This window comes from Altererythrobacter xiamenensis, from assembly GCF_900177715.1.
Classification (GTDB): Bacteria; Pseudomonadota; Alphaproteobacteria; order Sphingomonadales; family Sphingomonadaceae; genus Erythrobacter; species Erythrobacter xiamenensis.
This window is the reverse complement of record NZ_FXWG01000002.1, coordinates 869,812-889,435: the sequence shown is the minus strand read 5'-3', so window position 1 is coordinate 889,435 and position 19,624 is coordinate 869,812. Positions and strand designations below refer to the sequence as shown.

The following is a 19,624-nucleotide window of genomic DNA, read 5'->3' as shown; positions in this document are numbered from 1 at the left end:
GCCTTGCAGCTTGTGGCTAAGCATCAAGGCAAATTTATGTTAACATTTCGAAGTTTTCTCGTATTATCCTTGCAATCGCAGTAAATTCTTACCGCGCTGGCAACCAACTCGTTTCAGACTCAAATAATAGCCCAGACTAATATTCATCCTGTATTTCTCAGGTTGCGAGTATTGGAAGGGATTTTCATGACCACTTTGATGGGTAGGCTGAGCCAAGATACGGCCGGCAACACGCTCGCACTGATGGCAGCAGCGCTGATCCCGCTCACGATCATGATCGGTTCGGCGATCGACGTCACGGCCGCCTACATGACCCGCGCCCAGTTGCAGAATGCCTGCGATGCCGCGGTGCTCGCCGGAAGGCAGAGCATGAAGGGCACGGACTGGACGAGCGCAGACAAGGCCGAAGCGGAGAAGTTCTTCGAGTTCAACTTCCGTGAAGGGACGCAGGGAAGTCGCGACGTCGAGTTCGCAATCGCACCCAATGAAGACGACAGCTCGGAATTGCTGGCATCGGCAAGCGCCACCGTTCCGACATCGCTAATGCGCGTGTTCGGATATGAGACCATCGATATCGCCGCCTCGTGCGACGCTAAGCGCGACCTCGGCCACAATGATATCGTCCTGGTGCTTGATGTGACCGGCTCGATGGAAGATGCGCCGAGCAACGGCTCCGGCACAAAGATCGCTCGGCTGCGCGAGGCGGCCGCAGGGCTCTACCGTGCGCTTGACGAAGATGACGGTTCCATCACCCGTTATGGCATCGTGCCTTATTCCCACACCGTGAATGTCGGTCGGTCGCTCAAGAGCAAGGACATTCTTCGTGACCAGCCGATGGTGGGGCAGGATTCGGATTGCTTCTCTGCCGGATGCACTTTCACGAAATGGGTGCATATCAACCAGTCGAGCTGGAACAGCGGTAACACCAATGGCAACGGCGGTGGCGGCGGCAATAGCGGCGGCAATACTCAGGAGTTCAGGACCAGCGGCAACGCCTGTATCGAAGAACGTCCGAGTATCGGAAACGATATCGACCCGTTCGAAATCGACGACGAGATCACTCTCGCCGATGTCGACACGGTCGCCGGCAATGCGGGCAACGAGCCAGAGCTGCAGTTTGGCCGCTACGATCCGCCCAAACATTCTCACAGCAATACCGCAATGTCAGGCGGGATCCGCTTCTACCGCATCGGCGGTTCGTGGGTCCAAACGGGCTGCCCCGCTGAAGCGCAGAAGCTTCGCACCTATGCGGATGAGGACACGTTCACCTCCGCCATCGGTTCTGCAACCTCAAGGGTAACGGGCGGAACCTATCACGATGTCGGTATGCTCTGGGGCACCCGATTTATCTCTCGCAACGGCTTTTTCGCGTCGGAAAACCCGGACTATTGGGGAGATATTCCGATCAACAAGCACATCGTCTTCATGACGGATGGGATGCTTGATACAGGCGAAACGCTCTATTCGGCTCATGGCATCGAGCGGTTTCAGGAACGCACGCAGGGCTGGAGCAGTCTCGATAGCAAGCATCTTTCCCGCTTCGAATCCGCCTGCCGGGTGGCCAAGGCCATGGGGGTCACGATCTGGGTCATCGCACTTGATGTCGAGGATACCGAAGATGTCGCTGGCTGTGCGACTACATCGGAGCATTTTTACACGAGCGACGGCTCTGACCTGGAAGACGTTTTTGAAGAAATCGGACAGGGCATCGGTAACCTTCGCCTGACCCGATAGACCGTAACTTGAAAGAGATGCGGCCGAGCTTCGACATGACCTCGCCCAGATCCGAAAGGCTCAGAACCTTGCGTCGAAGCTTACCAGCGCGCCTACATCGGCGCGCTGGTTGGCGAAGTGGCCCGGTTCATGCCGGTAGAACACGCTCGCCCCTGCATGCCCCCAGAACAGGGTACTGCTCCAATTGAGTTCACCGATCACTTCGCGCCCCGATGGCGCAAGATTGAGCCGGTAAGGCGCGATTGTCGCGCGCTCGCTCGCGTAGTCGAAGGCGATCGGCAGATTCAGGTCTAGCCCGCCCGACACCACACGCAGAGGCTGGCTAACGCGCAAGCCCAGTCGGTCGCCGTCGCGCAGCGTATCTTCTCGCATAAGGTCGAACGACCAGGCGTTACTGTTAATGCGCGATCCCGCGTCCAGAATGCCGTTGGCCCGGGGCATGGTAAGACCCTGCGTCCATTGCGCGCCGATAGTCCAATTCGCTCCCAACTCGCCTGCTACGTCGAAATCGGCGAACACCGTATCGGCGCCGCTGCCGCCGATCGCCTCGTGAAAGAAGCCCCCGAGCACGGTGCGGTCTTCTGCCATCCAGCGCAGTCCAAGCGCAATATCGGCGCCGCGCATCTGGCGGTCGAAAGCAAGGCCGAAAGTGCGAAACTCGTCACGCTCGATCCGTTCGATCAACTCGCCCCTGATCTGGCGATTGCCGCCGAGCCAGATATCGCCCGACTGCGCAAAGACCGTCGCCCCCCAATCACCTAGGTCGTGCCGCGCTGCGAAGGCAATGTCGGTCTGCGCCTCCAGTCCCGAGCCGCTTCCGGCCGAGGGTGCGAGCATGAATGCGGCACGCTGAACCTCTTCCGAGCGCCCTTTAAACTGCGCAACCAGTCCGCTCGCGTCCTGATTGAAGGCAAAGCCGAGCTCGGTTGCAGGCGCGAGTTTTGCTGCTACGCGCATCGCCAGCAGTTTCGCCTGATCTGCCTCGTCGGCTGTCAGGCGCAAGGGCCCCGCCCAGTCCATGCCAGCCGCGCGCGGGCCATCGCCCACGGTAAAGGCGAGCGAAACCGCGCGATTGCCTGCGGCCATCGACCGGCCTCGGCGCTCGACGGCATTGTAAAGGCGTGGCGCGACCGACTGGACCGACCGCAGTCCGCCCGAAAGCTCGTATGAATAGGCGCGGTCATATTTGTCGAGAATGACGGCAGATATCTGCTGCCCCTGCATGGCGTCGCCCATCGCGGCAGAGCCGATCGCGACATCATCATACAGCGCAAGCTGCGTCCCCGTCCCCGCCAGCGTGGTCGTTCCGGAAGGGGCCAGCGCCGCCGCTATATCGAGGATGCCCCGGCCATAAACGGCATCAATACCGGCAGCACCGCCATCGCTGGCGCTTTCGAGCAGGATCTCGACGATCTCTTGTCCCGTAAGGTTCGGGAAGGCTTGCGCCAGCAGCGCCACCGCGCCCGATACCTGCGGTGCGGAAAAGCTCGTACCCGAAAAAAGCGTTACGAACTGCTGTCCGTTGATCGTCTCGACGAACAGCTCGCCATTGTCATAGACACAGCACACCGCCTCGCCGCGTGCGGTCATAAAGAAGGTGGCATTGTTGCCGGCGCGATTGCTGAAGTCCGATATCGCGCCATCGGCATTAACGGATCCGACTATGATGACATTGCCATTGCCAGCATTGAGCAGGCTCTGGGCGAAGGGGTCGGGCTGATCGGGATCGATGTCAGGGTCGGACCCATCGCCGCTGTTACCGGCGGAAACGACGATGACAACGCCCGCCGCCGAGGCACGCGACACCGCGTCGAATACCACTTGCGAGGCCGCCCCTCCGCCAAGGCTGATATTGATAACGTTGGCCCCCGAGCTCACGGCAAGATCAATTCCGGCGGCAATGCTGCGATCGTCAAACAGGCAGCTGAGCGAGGCATCCGTCGGCGTGTCGTTCCCGCATGACCCGACATCGTCCGCCCTCAGCGCTAGCACTTGTGCGTCGAACGCTATGCCCAGCATCCCCGTATTGTCACGTGCGGCAGCCGCGACGAGCGCGACATTCGTGCCGTGATCGTCTTCTCCGTCGATACCGCGATTGGCGACGACATCGGTGGAATCGGGATGGATACGCCCGGCGAATTCGGGGCTGTCGGAATCAATGCCGGAATCGATGACAGCAATAATGGATCCGCCGCCCGTTACCCCGTCCTCCCAGGCAGCAATCGCATTGTGCTGGGCTGGACCGTCCGATTGGCGATACTCGGCCGTGTCGAAATTGGTCGGAGGCGGAGCGGGCGTAGGGGTCGGTGTCGGGGTAGGACTGGGAGTAGGTGTCGGGCTTGGAGTCGGTGCGGGCGTGCTGATGGGGGCACCGCCACCACCGCCCCCGCAGGCGGCAAGCAGGGCTAATGCCGAAACCGCGGTCAAACCGCGAATGGTAAGCGACAAACCGCCAGGTCTGGACATTCTGCAACCCTTCTCGTCCGCCCCTGTCCTCGCCTTTCTGGCGCATGCCCGCGATCCGGGCAAGGGCTTCTCCCGAGCTTCTTTAGCGAGTTTTGCTTTCTATCTCCTTGCCGCGCCCCCTGCCCGCCGCTAGCAGCAAGACCGACGGAAAAACCGGTGGAGCCGACATGTCAGAAGAGTTAGTCGCAAAGATCGATGCCGCATGGGAAGATCGGGAAAACGTGACACCCGGCAGCATCGATGTGCGCGATGCCGTAACCGAAGTGATCGAGATGCTCGACAGCGGCGCGGCGCGGGTTGCCGAACCGGATGGCTCGGGCAATTGGCAGGTCAACCAATGGCTCAAGAAGGCGGTGCTTCTCTCATTCCGCCTGCGTGACAATCGCGTGATGGAAGGCGGTTCTGCCGGACAGCCCGCCTATGACAAGGTGGCATCGAAGTTCGCCGGATGGGGCGAGAACCGTTTCCGCGACGCCGGTTTCCGCGTCGTGCCCGGCGCTGTTGCGCGGCGCGGCAGCTTTATCGGCAAGGGCGTTGTCCTGATGCCAAGCTTCGTCAATATCGGCGCCTTCGTCGATGAAGGTACGATGGTCGACACTTGGGCCACCGTCGGCTCTTGCGCACAGATCGGCAAGAATGTGCATATTTCTGGCGGTGCCGGCATTGGCGGCGTACTCGAGCCGCTTCAGGCGGAACCTGTCATCATCGGCGACGGGGCCTTCATCGGTGCGCGTAGCGAAGTCGCAGAAGGGGTCCGCGTTGGCGAGGGCGCGGTGCTATCCATGGGCGTGTATCTCGGCGCTTCGACCAAGATTGTCGATCGTGCGACCGGCGAAGTTCATCGCGGACAAGTGCCGCCCTATGCGGTGGTCGTGCCAGGCTCGCTTCCGGGCAAGCCCCTGCCCGACGGATCGCCGGGTCCCTCGCTCTACTGCGCCGTGATCGTTAAGACGGTGGACGCGCAAACCCGCGCAAAAACCGGTATCAACGAGCTGCTGCGCGATTGATGGAAATGCTGCAGCGCGGAACATCGCACTGCGTGGAACGTTCAGCTTTTGATTGACGAATAGGACAGGGAGTACAGTCGTGCATAAAGAAGGCGACGAAATTCATATCGACGATGACGCTGCAAGCGCAGGCGAGACCAGCGGTCGTATGCGCTGGGTTCTTGGCATCGGCACCGCCCTGGCGATCGGCCTTCTCACGATCATCTGGATGACAGGCGCTCTGACGCAGGGCGATGTCGAGGAAGAGGCGACTGTCACCGGAGAAATCCTCAGCACCGATGATGAAGGCGACAACACCGACAGCATCATCATGGAAGAGGGTGACAGTCTCGACGACACCGAAGAAGTCGGCGGCAACGCCCAGTAAGGGAAGCCAACAGGGGAACATTGTCGCCCCATTCTCGTTTCATCCTGGTATCGACCAGGAGATTATTATGAGCAATTCCAATAGCTTCCAGACGGATCAACACGTCAAATGGGATTGGGGCGACGGCACCGCAAACGGACAGATCAAGGAGCGCTTCGAGCGCGAAGTGACCCGTACGCTCAAGGGTAATGAAGTCACCCGCGATGGGAGCGAGGACAACCCCGCCTACCTCATCAAGCAGGAAGATGGCGACGAGGTCCTGAAGCTCGGCAGCGAATTGAAGGCCGCCTGATCATGCCCAAGGCAAAATCCAAGGCACAGCAACAAGCCGCAGGCGCGGCACTGGCCGCAAAGCGCGGCGAGCAGAAAGTCTCCGAACTCCAGGGTGCGTCAAAGGACATGTATGACAGCATGAGCGAGGAAGAACTGGACGAAATGGCGTCCACCCCGCGCGAAGACCTGCCCGAGAACGCCGACTAGCGTACCCGGACCGAATCCCTGGATCAGTCAGCTGCAATCAGCGTCTCGATCGGCGCACTGTCTCGCTGGCTCGCGGCATATTGCTCGGCCTCGCGCAGCGCTCTCAGCGCGTTACGCATGGAAATCATTTCCAGCTCCGCCTGCGAGTAGCCGCGCCGGGCGAGCTCCGTGAACAAGGCGGGATATCCAGCCACGTCTTCCATGCCCTCGGGCCCTGTGGGCATGCCGTCATAATCGCCGCCGATACCGATATGCGCGACACCTGCGACATCGCGAATATGGTCGATGTGATCGGCCATGTCTGAAATGGTCGCGACGGGGCTCTCATTCGCCTCGTCCCATTCCGCGAGGGCTGCTTCGACTTCTCCGGGCTGGCCCTGCCATAGCGTTTCGAGGCGCTTTTTCTCCGCCTCGCGCGCGGCGTACCACTGCCGCTGTTCCTCGCTGAGGAAGCCGGGAAGCCCTACCACCATTACCACACCGCCGTTTTCGGGCAGGCGTGCCAGCACACTGTCGGGCACGTTGCGCGCGTGGCCGTTAATTGCACGCGCTCCGGAATGGCTGAAGATGACCGGCGCCTGGGCGACGTCGAGCACGTCGTGCATGGTCTTCTCGCTGACGTGGCTGAGATCGACCTGCATGCCGATACGGTTCATCTCGCGAATGACGTCGCGCCCGAAATCGGTGAGCCCGTCGTGCTCGGGCGTGTCGGTCGCTGCGTCGGCCCACGGGGTGTTCCTTGAGTGAGTCAGCGTCATGTAGCGCGCGCCGAGATCGTACATCTGCCGGATTACCGCGAGGCTCGAACCGATCGAATGTCCGCCCTCCATTCCCAGCAGCGAGGCAATGCGACCCTGTGCCAGAGCGATCTCGACATCGTCCGCCGTGAGCGCCAACTGCAGGTCCTCCGGATAGCGTTCGATAAGTCGCTTGGTGACGTCGATCTGCTCCAGCGTCATGACGACCGCTTCGGGCTCGTCGAGCGCCGCAGGGACATAGACCGACCAATATTGCGCGCCGACCTTGCCCGTCCGCAGCCGCTGCAGATCGGTATGCATCGTGCGACCTTCAGGATGCGTCTCGCCCGTGGCCGTCGTATCTTCGAAACTGAATGTGTTGATCTGGTTGTCGAAACGCGAGCGCAGCTGAATCGGCACGTCGTTGTGCCCGTCGAATACGGGCGCGGCCTCGAGCGCAGCCGCAGCGGTTTCCTCCGCAGTCTGGGCCTGCACGGCAATGCTGGCGAATGCGAGGATGCTGGCAGCGCACATAGAGGCAATTTTCATCGGTCTCTCCGAATGATAGGAGTGCAGATTGGTGGTGCTACAGCGCTCATAGCGCAATCGTGGGCCAAGAAAAGGAGACGATTGCGATGCGCGACACCGGGACGGGAGCGCCATGATCCGCGCGGGACTGCGCATTATGCTCGCGCTGTTTTATGCGCTGGCTGGCTGGCAGCACATCGCCAACCCCGACCCCTTTCTGACGATCATGCCGAAGCAAGTGCCGTGGCCGGAAGCTGTCGTGTTCTGGACGGGAATCGCCGAATTGCTCGGCGCGACCGGGCTGTTGCAGCCGTTTTCAACACCACTTCGGAAAGCCGGCGGTATCGGGCTGGCGCTTTATGCGGTGTGCGTCTGGCCTGCCAACATCAACCATTTCGCGATGGACATGGCGCGCCCGGACGGCGGTCTCGGCCTCGCCTATCACGTGCCGAGGATGATCGCGCAGCCAGTGCTGATCTGGCTCGCATTGTGGGTCGGCGACGTAACGGACTGGCCGCTTCGTCGCCGACGCTCACAACTTAGCTGAGATGCTTCGAGACCGCAGCGGTCATCTTGAACATCGAGATCTGCTCTTTGCCGATTACGGCGCCGAGCTTGTCGTCAGGATTGATCTGACGCTTGTCCTTGCTGTCCTGAAGACCGTTGGCCTTGATGTATTCCCACACCTTGGAGGTAACCTGGGCGCGGGTCATGGGACCCTTGCCGACCACGTTTTCCAGTTGCGGTGAAAGCGTCACCGGTTTCTGAAGGGCGTTATTGCCAGCCATATTAAGTTCCTTTCCTATAAATGGCCGTTGTCATTATAAATCGTCATCGACCCAGTCGTCGTTTTCTTCCGACTTGGTATATCGGGCGACCAGCACGGAGCTGGCCATGACATGCCCATCCAAAGCTGCAAGCAGTTCGTCCCGGCTCGCCCCTGGCATCAGGGTAAGCGGCAGGTCGAGTGCAAACAGCTGGAATACGAAAGTGTGCGTCTCGTCGGAAGGGAGGTCTGGCAGCAGCCACTCCGAATTGCCGACCGAGTTCTTGCCGGTTCGAGGTGGAACCTCCCCCTCGAAGATCTTGCCGCGCTGGCCGGGGAGACCCCAGACAAGCCAGTGGCAACGTGGCTCTGCCCCGTCGCTCGTCGCATCCTCCACGATAATGGCAACTTCCTGAGCGCCGGGTGGCGGCGCCGTCCATTCAAGCGGGGGGGCGACCGCGTCTTCCTCGTCGGCCGTGAAACTTGGATCGAGTTCCTCCCCCGGCCTGAAGGCAGGGCTGCTCAGGGCAAACCCTCCCTTGCCGAGGGTGCGCGCGTCGCCAAGCCTGGCGATTGCCAGACCCTTGTGCCGCGCGGCAGGCGGTAATTCAGAATTGAGCCAGTCAGCGTCGGCTGTCACCGGATTCGTCCTTCCTCTTGATTGAAAATGCTAGGCCCTTCGAAGGGGTGTGACGAGGCAAACGCCACCCGTTTGCACCGGTTTTCCCCGTAAACTGTGCTCAAACCGGGCCAATCGGCGAAAAATCTGCGCCTTGAGAGCCCTCCGGTCGTTGCTCAGTGCCGGTTCAGGCGGCATCTTGCCCTAAGCGTCCAGGCAGAATCCTGGATTACGGAGCAGGGAAACAATATGTCTTTGGGTCGCAATTTAATCGCCGCAATCGCGGCCACGTCACTTGCAGCCTGTGGCGGCGGTGGTTCTTCAAATCCGGGTGGCGGGGTTTCCGGCGGCGGCGGTTCAGGTGGTGGCGGAGGCGGAGGGGGCGCCGCGACCTGCTCGCTCAGCGATCGACAGGACTGGTCGCTCGGCATCATCAACGAATGGTATCTGTTCCCGAACCTGCTCGACACTTCGGTCAACAAGGCCAACTATTCGACCGTACAGGACTATATTGACGCACTCGTCGCGCCGGCCCGCGCACAGGACCGTGACCGCTTTTTCACCTATATCACGTCGAAGAGCGAGGAAGAGGCGCTGATCAATTCGGGCTCGAGCGCAGGTTTCGGCATCCGGCTTGGTTATGACAGCGTGAACAACCGCGTCTTCGTGCTCGAGGCGTATGAGAATGCGCCCGCATTTGGCGCGGGGATGGACCGTGGCACCGAACTGCTGGCTATCGGAACCTCCAGCTCAAACTTGCAGGCGGTTTCGACGCTTATGGCGAGTGGCGGCCCCCAGGCAGTTATCAATGCGCTCGGCCCATCCGATCCGGGCGTCACGCGGGTCATCCAGTTCCGTACCGCTGCAGGCACGACAGTCGAGCAGAGTATCGCGAAAGCCGATTATTCGCTCGACCCCATCTCGGACCGCTACGGCGTGCGCATCATTAATGATGGCGGCAAGAAGGTCGGCTATCTCAACCTTCGCACCTTTATCGTCAGTTCGGCAGCGGGTCAGCTGCGCGAAGCCTATGGCCAGTTCCAGGCAGAGGGCGTGACCGAACTGATCATCGACTACCGTTACAATGGCGGCGGCCTGGTCGAAGTTGCCGAGCTGATGGGCGACCTGATGGGCGGCGGCAATGTCGGCAACGTATTCAGCCGCACGGTCTTGCGCGACAGCAAGGCGAGCGAGAACGAAACCGAACTGTTCCAGAGCGAGCCCAACGCAATCGCTCCGACAAAGATCGCCTTTATCGGGCGCGGCGGCACCGCGTCTGCGAGCGAGCTCGTTGCCAACAGCATGATCCCTTACCTGGGGAACAACACCGCGCTGATTGGCGCCAATACTTTCGGCAAGCCGGTCGGACAGTTCGGGTTCGACCGCGACGAATGCGACGACCGCCTGCGCGTGGTCGCCTTCAAGACCGAAAACGCAAACGGCCAGGGCGAGTATTTCTCGGGCCTTGCCAGCGTTTTTCCCAACACCTGTCGGGCGGCTGACGACATCTCGGTCCAGCTAGGCGACCCGGCAGAGGCTTCGGTCGCGACCGCGCTCGATTTCCTTGCGGGGCGGACCTGCACGGCTATCGCGGAGAGCGGCAAGCAGGGGGCTCAGGCGGTCGGTCCGCGTCGCGATTTGCTGCAACCCGCGCAGCCGAACGCAGCGCAGCACAGGATCCCCGGGCTGTTTTAAGGTTCGGGCTTTCGGGAGAGCGATTAAGTCATGACGCAGCGCAAGTACGGCAGCTTCGAAGAGTTCTGGCCCTTCTATCTGCAAGAGCATAGCAAACCTTCGACGCGCGCATTGCACTATATCGGGACTACACTTGTCGTTGCGATCGCGGTGATGGCCATCTTCAAAGGCGCATGGCTTTGGTTAGTCGCGCTTCCGGTCGCCGGATATTTCTTCGCCTGGATCGCGCATTTCGCGGTCGAGAAGAATCGTCCCGCGACCTTTACCTATCCGCTGTGGTCGCTGATCGCCGACTTCAAGATGTGGCTGTTCTGGCTTATCGGACGCCTCGGCCCGGAGCTTGAGCGCGCCGGAGTAAATAACGAGCGAAGTTAAAGGCTCTCGGGAACGGTTTCGAAACCGGGAATATCGCCGAGATCGATCCACGCCTGCTTGCTCTTGGTATAGCAGTGGAAAGCAGGCTTGAGGCTCGACGTATCATCGAGCGTGCCCGCCTTGATGAACATCATGCCAGGCGGGTGGACAACCCTGGTGAAGACGGGAGAGCCGCAGTTCTCGCAAAACTGCCTGCCCACCGTCGCGCCGCTATCGCCAGTGTCGTTATAGGTCTTCGGAGTTCCCTCGACCTTAACCGAACCTTCCGGCACAGCGATGATTATGGACAGGGCGCTGCCAGCTTGTCGCTGACAGTTCTTGCAGTGGCAGGTGACGCACATCGCCGGATCGGTCGTCAGTTCGTAGCGGATCTTGCCGCAAAGGCATCCCCCGGTCAGGCCCATCGCATTATCTCCCCTCTCCGTGCCGTTCTATTGAACGCTTATTCTGATAGCGCGCCGGAATGCGCATCTTCGCGCGTGAACAGGAACGCCAGGAATCCCAGCGCGAACAGGGCGTCTCCTATGAGAACGCCAGCGATAATGGGGTCGCCACTTGCTCTGAACGCATCCGGACCGAGCAGCGCCACGACCCCGACTTTCCCCAAGACGCCTGCCCATAAAACAGGCGCGAAGCGCAGCGGATCGCGCGCGACGAGAAAATAGATCAATCCAAATGCGAAGACGAGCAGTCCGATTATCCGTGCATCGATCGTGGCCTCGGGGGTCAGCATGCCAGCAAGGCCGATCACGAAATTGAAGATGGCGGCTACCCAGAAAAACCTGCGCCAGATCACCGAAACTTCCCCGTATTGTGCCGAGCTCATGGCATATCCTCCCCCGTGAACGGCTGCTGGTCGGTATAAGCGCACCCGTTGCGCTGATCATCACCGATCGTAAGCGTTGCAGTAAAGGGATAAGTTCGATCGCTCATAGTGTCCGAACATTCGCCTGGGGTGATGGCCAGCAGCAGCGCTTCGCCCGAAAAGGTGCCACTCAGGCCCAATCCGCCGTTACCGGCGAAGCGGGAAATGGTGATCGTGGTCCCGTCAATATTCTCTGGTGTGGAATAGACGAGCGTATCGCCGTCAATCTTCGCGTTCCAGAACGGCTCATTCCCTAGCGCGGTGATGATTTCGCTTTCAGCAATGCCGTCGAATGCCGGCACATCGCCCGGTTGCTCGCCGCCGGCTCCGCATGCGGCAAGAGCACCGATCGCGCCAAGCATGGTCACAATCCTCGTTGGCAGGCTTTCCATCCCCCATCCTCTATGGCCAAGATTTCCTTACACATGGTGTTAGGCGAGTGCTGGGCGCCCGTCACCCCCGATCATTCATCGGCGCGATGGAACGATTGTCGCGTTCCAGGTGTTATAGTTTCAAAACAGGCATTTGGAGACAGACGATGAAGCGCACGCCCCTGATTCTGGGCGCGATCCCGCTCACCATTTTTGCAGGCGCTGCGATTGGCACCTCCGTAACTGCCGATCCGATCGGCCGCACTGCCAACCCCTTGGAGCAGATCCCGCAGCACGAGATCGAAACGCGAACAGCGGATGAAGCGCGTGCCATGACAGCGACGCGCGATCAGTATCCTCTGGAAACGCCTGATGGCGTGATCGAAGTCGGCGAACTCGCCTACCACGGACGCTTGCGTGACAGGATGCGAGAACAGCCTCTCTACGGTGCCGAAACCGAAGCCGAAGCTTACGGGATGGCAGAGGATACCGAGCTTCTCGCGGCCGAAAGCGATCCCAGCAATGCTTACGCTGGCGAGCCGATCCAGCCAGCCGACTTCGTGCCGCTCGAAGAAGGCGTGTTCGAGAACACGGACAACACCGCCGCCCCTGCGGACACGAAGACCGCACCCGCCGTGCAGCACACGCGGTTTGCAGAGCGCAATGCGACCCTCATAGGCAAGGCGCGGGTCATTAACGTCGAGGCGCAGTCGAACCGGTAAAGTGTCCGCCATTGCGCCGCTCTCGCGCCGGTCCTAAACCAAGGGCGAAGGAGAGCGCGCGATGACCGAACCCGTTACCCGCCTCAACGGTCGCTGCCTGTGCGGCGCCGTCACCGTCACTGCCACCCCTGCCAAGCCGCACCTCGAGGCATGCCATTGCGAGATGTGCCGCCGCTGGTGCGGTAGCGCCTATCTCGCAGTGCAATCCGACGCCTCACCGCAATTCACCGGCGAAGAGCACATCAAGCGCTACCAGTCCTCCGATTGGGCCGAACGCGGCTTCTGCAGCAAGTGCGGAAGCAACCTCTTCTATCGCTTCCTTCCGACCGGCTCGTACTCGTTCCTCGCAGGATTGTTCGACGAAGTCGGCGACCGCACGCTCGCCGAGGAAATCTTCGTCGACGAGCAACCGCCCTACTATACCTTCGCCCAGCAAACAGAGCGCAAGACCGGCGCCGAAGTCATCGCCGAGGCCCAGGCCGCCGGCTTCACCTTCGACTGAAGCGGTGCCTGAAGCATGACAACCGAACCCGACGAGTTCAGCGAAAGGCTCAAGATCGCGCCCGATGCCGAGCTGGGCGTTCACCACCGCGAGAAGGAGAGCTTCCGCGGTATCTCCACCCGTCAGAACCTCCGCACCCTGACAGCGTCTGCCGTCAACCAGGACTTCCTCGACGAGATCTGCGAACTCTCCAATCTCGAATGGCTCGAACTTACCTGGCCCGTCACTGCCGAGACGCTCGAAGGGCTGACCCGCCTTACCAAGCTGCACCGGCTCAAGATCGACAGCCCGCGCAACATCACCGACTTCACGCCGATCCTGAGGCTGCCCAGCCTCACTCGGCTCGAGATCGAGAATGCCAAGCATCTCCATGACCTCGGCTGGATTCGCCCGCTCAAGAACCGTCTCACCTTTCTCGGGCTCGACGGGTCGATCAACACCACCCAAAAGCTCGCCAGCCTCGATCCGCTCGACGGGTTCGAGATGGAGGAACTGACCCTCACCAATGCCTCGGTGGCGGACAAGGACCTCTCTCCGCTCATCACCTGCCGTAAGCTGAAGCGGCTGCGCTGCGCCAAGGCCGTCTCCACCTTCGAGGGATTCATGGCGCTGGCCGATGCGCGACCCGACCTCGCCTGCGACTGGTTCGACCCCGACGCCTGGCCGGGCCGCAAGTGGAAGGGCGCGAAGGCGAGCCGCTAGGGCCCGCCCCCGGGCACCCTTTTTACATCATCTTGTCGGGCCGCGGATCGTGCCCGTGGCGCGAACCCTTGCCGAAATGCCGTTCGAGCCGCTGGGCGAGCGTGTTCGCCGCCTTGCGCGCCGCATCGTCGACCTTGCCGGCATGTTCGGTCACGCCGATCGGCCTGCCGCCGCGCGGCCGCGCCTCGATAACGCAGGCCTTGTCATCGCCGCCGCCCTTCGCCCCGTTCTCGTCACGCACATGCACCTCGATCCGGGTCAGCCGCTCTTCGAAACGGGCGAGCTTGGTGTGAAGCATGGCCTCGATCCGTTCGGCGACGTTCTCGGTCCCCATGACGCTGCTGTCGGAGTTGAACTGGACTTGCATAGGGTTGCTCCTCTCGTTTGATGCTCTCACCATACCAACGTTCGATTTCGCTTTCGGTGCCTCGAAATCGACGCGAAAAACGCGCTCAAGTAGCGGAGCGGTAGCGCGAAAAAATCGCCCACCCCCAAGCCCTCCCGCAGGCGGGAGGGGAGACGCTTCGGCGCGCCACCCATTCCAACAAACTTGACACAATTGACACATTGTCAAGCGCGCGCAGATACGTATTCGCCCGTGTTTTGATGATGTTAGCGCCAACCCGGTCACTTGACACTTTTCCAACGCGATCACGCGCCTGTTCCCGCGTCCGAAGCATCCTCCCCGCATTCAGCGCCGCATTCGTCCAGCGCCGCCTCGCGATCCTCCAGCCATTCCTCGTGCCAGGTCGCCGGCCCCTCCTCCACCCGCGCAACCAGCCGGGAGAAGTCGCTGCGGTCATAATGGGCGGAGGGGTGCCACTGCGGCGCGGCGCGCGGCCCCAGTCGTTCACGCATGGCGAGCAGCGCCACGGTCAGCCGCTCGTCGAACCGGCGCGAGGTGCCGACCAGCTCGCCCTTGTAATAATGCGGCACCTCCACCCCGTGGAGCGCGCGTTCGAGCGCCGCCTCGGCCAGCGCGTCGAAGCGGCATTGCAGCGCCGCGTGCCAGGCGAGGTCGAAGGGTTCGCCCTTCAGCCGCGCGCGCAGGTCATAGGCCGACTGGCGCGACATCCCTGCGACCCGCGCCGCCTGCGCGACCGAGTGGCTGGCAGCCAGCGCGCGGAGGAAGATCGCCTGCTTTTCAGGCGACCAGCCGTGATGGCGCGCAGCGTATGGGGTGGTTTGATTGGTTGTGGGGCTTGCGGTGAGGGCTGTGCTTTTCGGAGTGCTCATCCGATAGTTTAAGGCAGAAAATGCCGGAGTAGGAAAGGGCTTGGCTCCCAGCCGCTAAGCTGATCTTGTTTCGTCCTGCCGAACTCGCTTCGGGACATCCTGAACTTGTGTCACCACAGCGCGAACTCGCTTCCAGAAACGTCATCCTGAACTTGTGTCACGAGATTGCGAACTCGCTTCGAGAAACGTCATCCTGAACTTGTTTCAGGATAACCCCATCTCCACCGCCAGATCACGCCACTCGCCGTTGTCCCCCTCGATCAGGTTGATCTTCCATTGTCGATGCCAGTTCTTCAACTGCTTCTCGCGCGCGATCGCCTCCACCATCGTCGGATACGTCTCGATCCGCACCAGCCGCTTGCAATTGCGGCGCTTGGCATAGCCGTCGAACACATCATTGCGGTGTTGCCAGAGGCGTCCGGGAACGTGGGAGGTCACGCCGATGTAGATGTAGCCCCGCCTGCCGCTGGCGAGGATATAGACGCAGGGTTCCTTGGCCATGCAGCGGGCGTAGAGGGGCGTTATCCTGAAACAAGTTCAGGATGACGGGGTTGCGGATTCTTAATCCGTGTGGCGTGCCGCGCTAACGAACTTCGGGCGCTGGTGGAGAAGCTGGTTCCACGCGGCTAGCCTGACAAGCCAAAGCGCCCCCCTCACCCAATCACTTCGTTCGCCTGCGTCATGAAGCAGCGGCTGCGGGAAAAGTCGATGAAGTTCGCCTCGTCGCCAGCCAGGATGCGCGCGTGTTTCTGCCCTTCCTCGGTCGCGGCGGCGGCGGCGACCGCTTCCTCGCTATCGAACCATAGCTCGGCCACGCCGTCGAAGTCCTCGCCATCGCCGGTCGGGATACCCCTCCCCGCATTGTTCGCCTCGGCCACCGCGCTTCCCACCGTGTGCTGCTGGATGTAGCGGCGGATGCCCAGCGCCTCGCGCGCTGCGGCGACCAGCGGAGCATGCGTCCCCCGCCAGTATTGCTGGAACTCCTCGCGCGAAAGCGTCGGCAGGCGGTGGAGGCAGTATGTCAGCTTGATCATGTGCGTATCCTCAATCGGCAAAACCCGTGCGCGCGGAGCGTCAGCCGCGCTGTCCCTCGGCCAGCCTGCGATGCTCGTCGACCGAGCGCTTCATCTCCGCCGCCTGCAGGTGCAGCGCGGTGGAGGACAGGCGGATCTCGCGGCTTTGCTGGAAGAAGCCGAGCACCAGCCACAGGAACGCCAGCGGGCTCGATACCCCGCCCAGAAAGTCCCCCAACTCGTTGAGCCGCAGTTCGGCGGGGTTCTGCCCCTGCACAGCAAGATAGACGACGAGTCCGACCAGGTAGGTCGCGGTCAGCACCAGCCCGATCTGCGGCAGACGGCGCCGCTCTCGCTTGTCGTCCAATATTTGGGCGGGTCCGGTTTCCAGCGTTGTGGTCATATGCGTGTCCCTCAGCGGCAGCGCGGCTTGCGCGCATGGCGAGGACGGTGGCCGCTTCCGGCGCGGACTGCAAGCGCGCCGCCGATACGCCCTGGCGCTATCCGGTGCCGAGCGCCGCATCGGCGAGGATGGTGTCCATATACTCGCGCACGCCCACGATCTTGCCGCCCGCCATGCGGAAGACGAAGCAATAGTCGTTGTTGTAATGTGCGCCCTCATGCGTGGTCGCATCGCCCTTCGCCAGCACGACGACGTGGTCGCCATCGGCGAGGATCAGCTCGGGAATGTTGAGATAGGGTCCGGCAAAACGTGCGAAGAGCGGGCCGACGAGGTCACGCTCGACATTGGGCAGACCCTTTGCATGTTTGGACCAGGTGGAAGAGCCCATGACCTGCCATTCGATATCCTCGTCGAACAGCGGGATGAAGTTCGACGGGTCGCCATTGCGAAGCCCTTCGAAAGCCCTGGTGATGAGCGCGCGGTTGCTTTCGGTGTCGGTCATGGGGACGGACTATGCCGAAACCGCGCGCAATTCCAAGGGTGGAATGGAGGTACTACCGACGCAAAACGGGCCCCGGTCTCCCGGAGCCCGCTTCTGGTGATTGTCAGCTATTGCTGGGCCGATCAGGCCGGCATCAGCACGGTGTCGATCACGTGGATCACGCCATTCGATGCCTCGACATCGGTCGAAGTGACGGTCGCGGTGCCACCGGTCGCGTCGGTCAGCACGACATTGCCGTCCACGACATTCGCGGTGAGCGTGCCGCCGCCGACGGTCTCGATGGTGTAGCCGCCTTCGCCCGCATCGGTGATCGCCTGGGTCAGCGTGGCTGCGTCAACATTGCCCGGCACCACGTGGTAGGTGAGGATGCTCGAAAGCTGTTCGGTGTTTTCGGTCGTCAGCGTTTCGACGGTGCCGTCAGGCAGCTTCTCGAACGCGGCGTTCGTCGGCGCGAATACAGTGAACGGGCCATCGCCCGAGAGGGTTGCGCCAAGCTCTGCGGCAGTCACGGCCGAGACGAGCGTGGAGAAGTCAGGGTTGCCCTGTGCGACTTCTACGACTGTGCCGGGGGTGGCAGCTTCGTCCATGGCCATCTGGTCGGCGGCCATGGCGTCTTCCTCGGGATATTCTTCCGCAGGATCGCCACAGGCGACGAGAGCGAGCGACGCCGCCGAAGCGAGCGCAATGGAAAGCTTGTTCATGATAGGGGGTATCCTTTCGTAACTTACGAAATTTCGTCCGGCCGCGACAGCGAGCCTGCGCGGTCCGGTCTAAGTTACGAACGGTGCAGGCGTTTGGATGTTCCGAATTGGTCCGGGACGGAGAATTGGCGCAAATCCGGCCTATTGCCCCTGCGGACCCCGGTCGTCCTCCAGCCCGAGCCGCTTGCGCCAGTCTATCCGCGCCAGCAGGACCAGTGCGGCGAGCATGGCGACCTGGATCGCGATGCCGATCGGGCTGCTCAACTCCTCGCGCAGCACCTCCCCCAGACTGGTCGACCGGATGCCCTGCGCGGTGAGGCCGTAGATCGTATAGGATACGAGCCGCCCGGCGAAGAAAGCGGCGGTGAACGGCAGCAGCCGCAGCTTGGCGAGGCCTGCCGCCTCGAACAATTGCGCCGATGGCACGGGTGACAGCGCGAACAGTCCGAGCGCGAGCATGCTGTTGCGGCGGCGCTGCTCCAGCGCTTCCCGCGCCGCGGCGAGGTTGGCGTGGGTTTTCTCCGACAGGAAACGCGTGCCCAGCGCGCGCGTCGCCAGCGCCAGCAGGAAGCGACCCGTCGCCGCCGCCACTGCCGCCGTCAGCACCAGCGGGGCCAGCTCCAGATCGCTATTGAGCGTGTAGAGCGCGATGATCGACCAGGTCGGCGGGCCGAAGGCCGGCATCAGGTTCACGCCGAGGACGAGCGCGAAAAAGACGAGGTATTCGGCCAAGGCCCGTCAGTCGGGCTTCGACCAGTTGTGCGACAGCAGCTTGATCGTCACCCTGCCCGTCGCGGCGAGATTGCCCTCGGCATCGTGCATCGGAACTTCGGCGACATAGGTCGCGCTGCCCTTGCGCTCCAGATCGGCAAGCAGTTCTTCGATCTGCTCCTCGCTCAGCGTGTATTCGGCGGTGACGTCGCTCGCCGCCATGCGGTGGAAGTCGACCGCGATATCCTTGACGATCGGGAAGTACTTTTCCGTATCGAGCACCGAGATACCCGGCCCCGCCGCCGCCGCCTCCGCCAAGACGCAGAAAGCGCCGAGATACATCACGTCGACGTGGTTGGCATTGGGTTCGAGCGGCATGAGCAGCTTCGAATGGCCGCGCCTCTCTTCCAGTCGCTGCATCCCTGTGCGATCCACGAATGGAACGCTGTATGTCGGCTTCTCTGCGCTCATGCCCTTCTCCCTGTGAGTTCGAGGCGCACCATATCGCCTTTGGATCGATTTGGCAGCATCGAGAGAAGTTTATGGCGGGACAGACGGACGGCCCTCGGCAAGCGGCACTGTCCGGTTTACCTACCCTGCCCGCTTCGGCTACCGCCGCGCGCATGACCTCGCCCGCCGACCCCGTCACCATCCTCGTCGATGCCGATGCCTGCCCGGTGAAGGAGGAAATCTACCGCGTGGCCGACCGCTACAAGGCGCAGGTTCGGGTGGTCAGCAACAGCCCCTTCCGCGTGCCGGTGAGCGAGAGGGTAAAGCGCGTTGTGGTGAGCGACGGCTTCGACGCGGCGGATGACTGGATCGCGGAGAATGCAAACGAGCGCAGTGTGGTGGTGACGGGCGACATATTGCTGGCCGAACGCTGCCTGAAGGCAGGCGCGCGCGTGCTGAAGCATGACGGGCGCGAGTTCGACGCCGCCAGCATCGGCAGCGCGATTGCGACCCGCGCGATCATGGAAGACCTGCGCGCCGGGATGGACGGACCCCTAGGTGCAAGCGGAGGCGGCCCGCCGCCGTTCACCAAGGCCGACCGCTCACACTTCCTGCAGGCTCTCGACGGGGTGCTGGTGCGGATGGGGCGGGGATGATTAGCGCCCCCAGCTT

28 protein-coding genes are annotated in these 19,624 nt (G+C 61.9%); 12 read left to right on the top strand and 16 right to left on the bottom strand.

Annotation, left to right across the window (positions count from 1 at the left end):
* Window positions 1–198 precede the first annotated feature (198 nt).
* The gene (locus CCE89_RS09720) at window positions 199–1,734 is read left to right on the top strand and encodes a VWA domain-containing protein (RefSeq protein WP_234990026.1); all 1,536 of its coding nucleotides are present in this window, start codon (window positions 199–201) and stop codon (window positions 1,732–1,734) included.
* Between the two features lie 60 nt (window positions 1,735–1,794).
* Here CCE89_RS09720 and CCE89_RS09715 read toward each other — a convergent pair whose 3' ends face one another.
* Window positions 1,795–4,200 carry a S8 family peptidase gene (locus tag CCE89_RS09715; RefSeq protein WP_086437812.1) on the bottom strand — a complete coding sequence of 802 codons (2,406 nt, stop codon included), beginning with the start codon at window positions 4,198–4,200 and terminating at the stop codon, window positions 1,795–1,797.
* A 167-nt stretch (window positions 4,201–4,367) separates the two neighbouring features.
* On the opposite strand from CCE89_RS09715, the gene dapD reads away from it, so the two are divergent.
* From dapD to CCE89_RS09695, 4 genes are all read left to right on the top strand, one after another.
* Window positions 4,368–5,207, top strand: coding sequence for a 2,3,4,5-tetrahydropyridine-2,6-dicarboxylate N-succinyltransferase (gene dapD / locus CCE89_RS09710; RefSeq protein ID WP_086437811.1), 840 nt, complete (start codon window positions 4,368–4,370; stop codon window positions 5,205–5,207).
* A gap of 79 nt (window positions 5,208–5,286) precedes the next feature.
* Complete coding sequence (locus CCE89_RS09705) at window positions 5,287–5,574, top strand: hypothetical protein (RefSeq protein WP_086437810.1); 288 nt, start codon at window positions 5,287–5,289, stop codon at window positions 5,572–5,574.
* 67 nt (window positions 5,575–5,641) lie between these two features.
* Window positions 5,642–5,866, top strand: coding sequence for a hypervirulence associated TUDOR domain-containing protein (locus tag CCE89_RS09700; RefSeq protein WP_086437809.1), 225 nt, complete (start codon window positions 5,642–5,644; stop codon window positions 5,864–5,866).
* Window positions 5,867–5,868: 2 nt separating this feature from the next.
* Entirely contained in the window at window positions 5,869–6,054 is a 186-nt protein-coding gene (locus tag CCE89_RS09695; RefSeq protein WP_086437808.1) for a DUF3008 family protein, read from the top strand.
* A gap of 23 nt (window positions 6,055–6,077) precedes the next feature.
* Here the strand turns inward: CCE89_RS09695 and CCE89_RS09690 are convergent, their stop codons facing one another.
* Entirely contained in the window at window positions 6,078–7,340 is a 1,263-nt protein-coding gene (locus CCE89_RS09690; protein WP_086437807.1) for a dipeptidase, read from the bottom strand.
* A gap of 112 nt (window positions 7,341–7,452) precedes the next feature.
* Between CCE89_RS09690 and CCE89_RS09685 the strand changes: the two genes are divergently transcribed.
* Window positions 7,453–7,866, top strand: coding sequence for a DoxX family protein (locus CCE89_RS09685; RefSeq protein ID WP_086437806.1), 414 nt, complete (start codon window positions 7,453–7,455; stop codon window positions 7,864–7,866).
* Here the strand turns inward: CCE89_RS09685 and CCE89_RS09680 are convergent.
* Both CCE89_RS09680 and CCE89_RS09675 read right to left on the bottom strand, forming a co-directional pair.
* A complete protein-coding gene (locus CCE89_RS09680) occupies window positions 7,859–8,107 on the bottom strand; it encodes an SWIB/MDM2 domain-containing protein (RefSeq protein WP_086437805.1) in 249 nt (82 codons plus the stop codon). The genes CCE89_RS09685 and CCE89_RS09680 overlap by 8 nt on opposite strands.
* A gap of 33 nt (window positions 8,108–8,140) precedes the next feature.
* Window positions 8,141–8,725 (bottom strand): YbhB/YbcL family Raf kinase inhibitor-like protein, encoded by a 585-nt coding sequence (locus CCE89_RS09675; RefSeq protein ID WP_086437804.1) that lies wholly within the window; start codon window positions 8,723–8,725, stop codon window positions 8,141–8,143.
* Window positions 8,726–8,953: 228 nt separating this feature from the next.
* Here CCE89_RS09675 and CCE89_RS09670 point away from each other — a divergent pair, with 228 nt between their 5' ends.
* On the top strand, window positions 8,954–10,399 hold the full coding sequence (locus CCE89_RS09670) for a S41 family peptidase (RefSeq protein WP_086437803.1): 1,446 nt from the start codon (window positions 8,954–8,956) through the stop codon (window positions 10,397–10,399).
* 30 nt (window positions 10,400–10,429) lie between these two features.
* Entirely contained in the window at window positions 10,430–10,774 is a 345-nt protein-coding gene (locus CCE89_RS09665) for a DUF962 domain-containing protein (RefSeq protein WP_086437802.1), read from the top strand.
* On the opposite strand, the gene CCE89_RS09660 is transcribed toward CCE89_RS09665, so the two are convergent.
* From CCE89_RS09660 to CCE89_RS09650, 3 genes are read right to left on the bottom strand one after another with little or no spacing between them, the layout of a single operon-like run.
* On the bottom strand, window positions 10,771–11,178 hold the full coding sequence (locus tag CCE89_RS09660) for a GFA family protein (protein WP_086437801.1): 408 nt from the start codon (window positions 11,176–11,178) through the stop codon (window positions 10,771–10,773). The genes CCE89_RS09665 and CCE89_RS09660 overlap by 4 nt on opposite strands.
* A 38-nt stretch (window positions 11,179–11,216) precedes the next feature.
* Window positions 11,217–11,600: a hypothetical protein gene (locus CCE89_RS09655; RefSeq protein ID WP_086437800.1), complete on the bottom strand. Its 384-nt coding sequence runs from the start codon at window positions 11,598–11,600 to the stop codon at window positions 11,217–11,219.
* Window positions 11,597–12,031 carry a COG3650 family protein gene (locus CCE89_RS09650; RefSeq protein ID WP_086437799.1) on the bottom strand — a complete coding sequence of 145 codons (435 nt, stop codon included), beginning with the start codon at window positions 12,029–12,031 and terminating at the stop codon, window positions 11,597–11,599. Before CCE89_RS09650 ends, CCE89_RS09655 begins: the two co-directional genes overlap by 4 nt.
* A 146-nt stretch (window positions 12,032–12,177) precedes the next feature.
* On the opposite strand from CCE89_RS09650, the gene CCE89_RS09645 reads away from it, so the two are divergent.
* The 3 genes from CCE89_RS09645 (at window position 12,178) to CCE89_RS09635 (ending at window position 13,936) form a co-directional block, all read left to right on the top strand.
* On the top strand, window positions 12,178–12,732 hold the full coding sequence (locus tag CCE89_RS09645; RefSeq protein ID WP_086437798.1) for a hypothetical protein: 555 nt from the start codon (window positions 12,178–12,180) through the stop codon (window positions 12,730–12,732).
* A 61-nt stretch (window positions 12,733–12,793) separates the two neighbouring features.
* Window positions 12,794–13,234 (top strand): GFA family protein, encoded by a 441-nt coding sequence (locus CCE89_RS09640; RefSeq protein WP_086437797.1) that lies wholly within the window; start codon window positions 12,794–12,796, stop codon window positions 13,232–13,234.
* Window positions 13,235–13,249: 15 nt separating this feature from the next.
* Window positions 13,250–13,936 (top strand): leucine-rich repeat domain-containing protein, encoded by a 687-nt coding sequence (locus tag CCE89_RS09635; RefSeq protein WP_086437796.1) that lies wholly within the window; start codon window positions 13,250–13,252, stop codon window positions 13,934–13,936.
* A 22-nt stretch (window positions 13,937–13,958) separates the two neighbouring features.
* Here CCE89_RS09635 and CCE89_RS09630 read toward each other — a convergent pair whose 3' ends face one another.
* The 9 genes from CCE89_RS09630 to CCE89_RS09590 all read right to left on the bottom strand — a co-directional run bounded on the left by CCE89_RS09630 (window position 13,959) and on the right by CCE89_RS09590 (window position 18,973).
* Window positions 13,959–14,303: an HPF/RaiA family ribosome-associated protein gene (locus CCE89_RS09630; RefSeq protein ID WP_086437795.1), complete on the bottom strand. Its 345-nt coding sequence runs from the start codon at window positions 14,301–14,303 to the stop codon at window positions 13,959–13,961.
* Between the two features lie 284 nt (window positions 14,304–14,587).
* On the bottom strand, window positions 14,588–15,172 hold the full coding sequence (locus CCE89_RS09625) for a hypothetical protein (protein WP_086437794.1): 585 nt from the start codon (window positions 15,170–15,172) through the stop codon (window positions 14,588–14,590).
* Between the two features lie 204 nt (window positions 15,173–15,376).
* Entirely contained in the window at window positions 15,377–15,673 is a 297-nt protein-coding gene (locus CCE89_RS09620; protein ID WP_086437793.1) for a GIY-YIG nuclease family protein, read from the bottom strand.
* Between the two features lie 152 nt (window positions 15,674–15,825).
* Window positions 15,826–16,206: an EthD domain-containing protein gene (locus CCE89_RS09615; RefSeq protein WP_086437792.1), complete on the bottom strand. Its 381-nt coding sequence runs from the start codon at window positions 16,204–16,206 to the stop codon at window positions 15,826–15,828.
* 40 nt (window positions 16,207–16,246) lie between these two features.
* Window positions 16,247–16,588 (bottom strand): hypothetical protein, encoded by a 342-nt coding sequence (locus CCE89_RS09610; protein WP_086437791.1) that lies wholly within the window; start codon window positions 16,586–16,588, stop codon window positions 16,247–16,249.
* Between the two features lie 97 nt (window positions 16,589–16,685).
* Window positions 16,686–17,090 (bottom strand): nuclear transport factor 2 family protein, encoded by a 405-nt coding sequence (locus tag CCE89_RS09605; protein WP_086437790.1) that lies wholly within the window; start codon window positions 17,088–17,090, stop codon window positions 16,686–16,688.
* 122 nt (window positions 17,091–17,212) lie between these two features.
* A complete protein-coding gene (locus CCE89_RS09600) occupies window positions 17,213–17,791 on the bottom strand; it encodes a fasciclin domain-containing protein (protein ID WP_086437789.1) in 579 nt (192 codons plus the stop codon).
* Between the two features lie 141 nt (window positions 17,792–17,932).
* The gene (locus tag CCE89_RS09595) at window positions 17,933–18,523 is read right to left on the bottom strand and encodes a hypothetical protein (RefSeq protein WP_086437788.1); all 591 of its coding nucleotides are present in this window, start codon (window positions 18,521–18,523) and stop codon (window positions 17,933–17,935) included.
* Window positions 18,524–18,529: 6 nt separating this feature from the next.
* Complete coding sequence (locus tag CCE89_RS09590; RefSeq protein ID WP_086437787.1) at window positions 18,530–18,973, bottom strand: PaaI family thioesterase; 444 nt, start codon at window positions 18,971–18,973, stop codon at window positions 18,530–18,532.
* A 152-nt stretch (window positions 18,974–19,125) separates the two neighbouring features.
* Between CCE89_RS09590 and CCE89_RS09585 the strand changes: the two genes are divergently transcribed.
* On the top strand, window positions 19,126–19,608 hold the full coding sequence (locus tag CCE89_RS09585; RefSeq protein WP_086437786.1) for a YaiI/YqxD family protein: 483 nt from the start codon (window positions 19,126–19,128) through the stop codon (window positions 19,606–19,608).
* The last annotated feature ends 16 nt before the right edge of the window (window positions 19,609–19,624 follow it).

Coding starts and splice junctions, on each gene's coding strand:
- CCE89_RS09720 (WP_234990026.1), top strand. CDS start 199: ATGGGTAGGCTGAGCCAAGATACGGCCGGCAACACGCTCGCACTGATG.
- CCE89_RS09715 (WP_086437812.1), bottom strand. CDS start 4,200: ATGTCCAGACCTGGCGGTTTGTCGCTTACCATTCGCGGTTTGACCGCG.
- dapD (WP_086437811.1), top strand. CDS start 4,368: ATGTCAGAAGAGTTAGTCGCAAAGATCGATGCCGCATGGGAAGATCGG.
- CCE89_RS09700 (WP_086437809.1), top strand. CDS start 5,642: ATGAGCAATTCCAATAGCTTCCAGACGGATCAACACGTCAAATGGGAT.
- CCE89_RS09695 (WP_086437808.1), top strand. CDS start 5,869: ATGCCCAAGGCAAAATCCAAGGCACAGCAACAAGCCGCAGGCGCGGCA.
- CCE89_RS09690 (WP_086437807.1), bottom strand. CDS start 7,340: ATGAAAATTGCCTCTATGTGCGCTGCCAGCATCCTCGCATTCGCCAGC.
- CCE89_RS09685 (WP_086437806.1), top strand. CDS start 7,453: ATGATCCGCGCGGGACTGCGCATTATGCTCGCGCTGTTTTATGCGCTG.
- CCE89_RS09680 (WP_086437805.1), bottom strand. CDS start 8,107: ATGGCTGGCAATAACGCCCTTCAGAAACCGGTGACGCTTTCACCGCAA.
- CCE89_RS09670 (WP_086437803.1), top strand. CDS start 8,954: ATGTCTTTGGGTCGCAATTTAATCGCCGCAATCGCGGCCACGTCACTT.
- CCE89_RS09665 (WP_086437802.1), top strand. CDS start 10,430: ATGACGCAGCGCAAGTACGGCAGCTTCGAAGAGTTCTGGCCCTTCTAT.
- CCE89_RS09660 (WP_086437801.1), bottom strand. CDS start 11,178: ATGGGCCTGACCGGGGGATGCCTTTGCGGCAAGATCCGCTACGAACTG.
- CCE89_RS09655 (WP_086437800.1), bottom strand. CDS start 11,600: ATGAGCTCGGCACAATACGGGGAAGTTTCGGTGATCTGGCGCAGGTTT.
- CCE89_RS09650 (WP_086437799.1), bottom strand. CDS start 12,031: ATGGAAAGCCTGCCAACGAGGATTGTGACCATGCTTGGCGCGATCGGT.
- CCE89_RS09645 (WP_086437798.1), top strand. CDS start 12,178: ATGAAGCGCACGCCCCTGATTCTGGGCGCGATCCCGCTCACCATTTTT.
- CCE89_RS09640 (WP_086437797.1), top strand. CDS start 12,794: ATGACCGAACCCGTTACCCGCCTCAACGGTCGCTGCCTGTGCGGCGCC.
- CCE89_RS09635 (WP_086437796.1), top strand. CDS start 13,250: ATGACAACCGAACCCGACGAGTTCAGCGAAAGGCTCAAGATCGCGCCC.
- CCE89_RS09630 (WP_086437795.1), bottom strand. CDS start 14,303: ATGCAAGTCCAGTTCAACTCCGACAGCAGCGTCATGGGGACCGAGAAC.
- CCE89_RS09625 (WP_086437794.1), bottom strand. CDS start 15,172: ATGAGCACTCCGAAAAGCACAGCCCTCACCGCAAGCCCCACAACCAAT.
- CCE89_RS09620 (WP_086437793.1), bottom strand. CDS start 15,673: ATGGCCAAGGAACCCTGCGTCTATATCCTCGCCAGCGGCAGGCGGGGC.
- CCE89_RS09615 (WP_086437792.1), bottom strand. CDS start 16,206: ATGATCAAGCTGACATACTGCCTCCACCGCCTGCCGACGCTTTCGCGC.
- CCE89_RS09610 (WP_086437791.1), bottom strand. CDS start 16,588: ATGACCACAACGCTGGAAACCGGACCCGCCCAAATATTGGACGACAAG.
- CCE89_RS09605 (WP_086437790.1), bottom strand. CDS start 17,090: ATGACCGACACCGAAAGCAACCGCGCGCTCATCACCAGGGCTTTCGAA.
- CCE89_RS09600 (WP_086437789.1), bottom strand. CDS start 17,791: ATGAACAAGCTTTCCATTGCGCTCGCTTCGGCGGCGTCGCTCGCTCTC.
- CCE89_RS09590 (WP_086437787.1), bottom strand. CDS start 18,973: ATGAGCGCAGAGAAGCCGACATACAGCGTTCCATTCGTGGATCGCACA.
- CCE89_RS09585 (WP_086437786.1), top strand. CDS start 19,126: ATGACCTCGCCCGCCGACCCCGTCACCATCCTCGTCGATGCCGATGCC.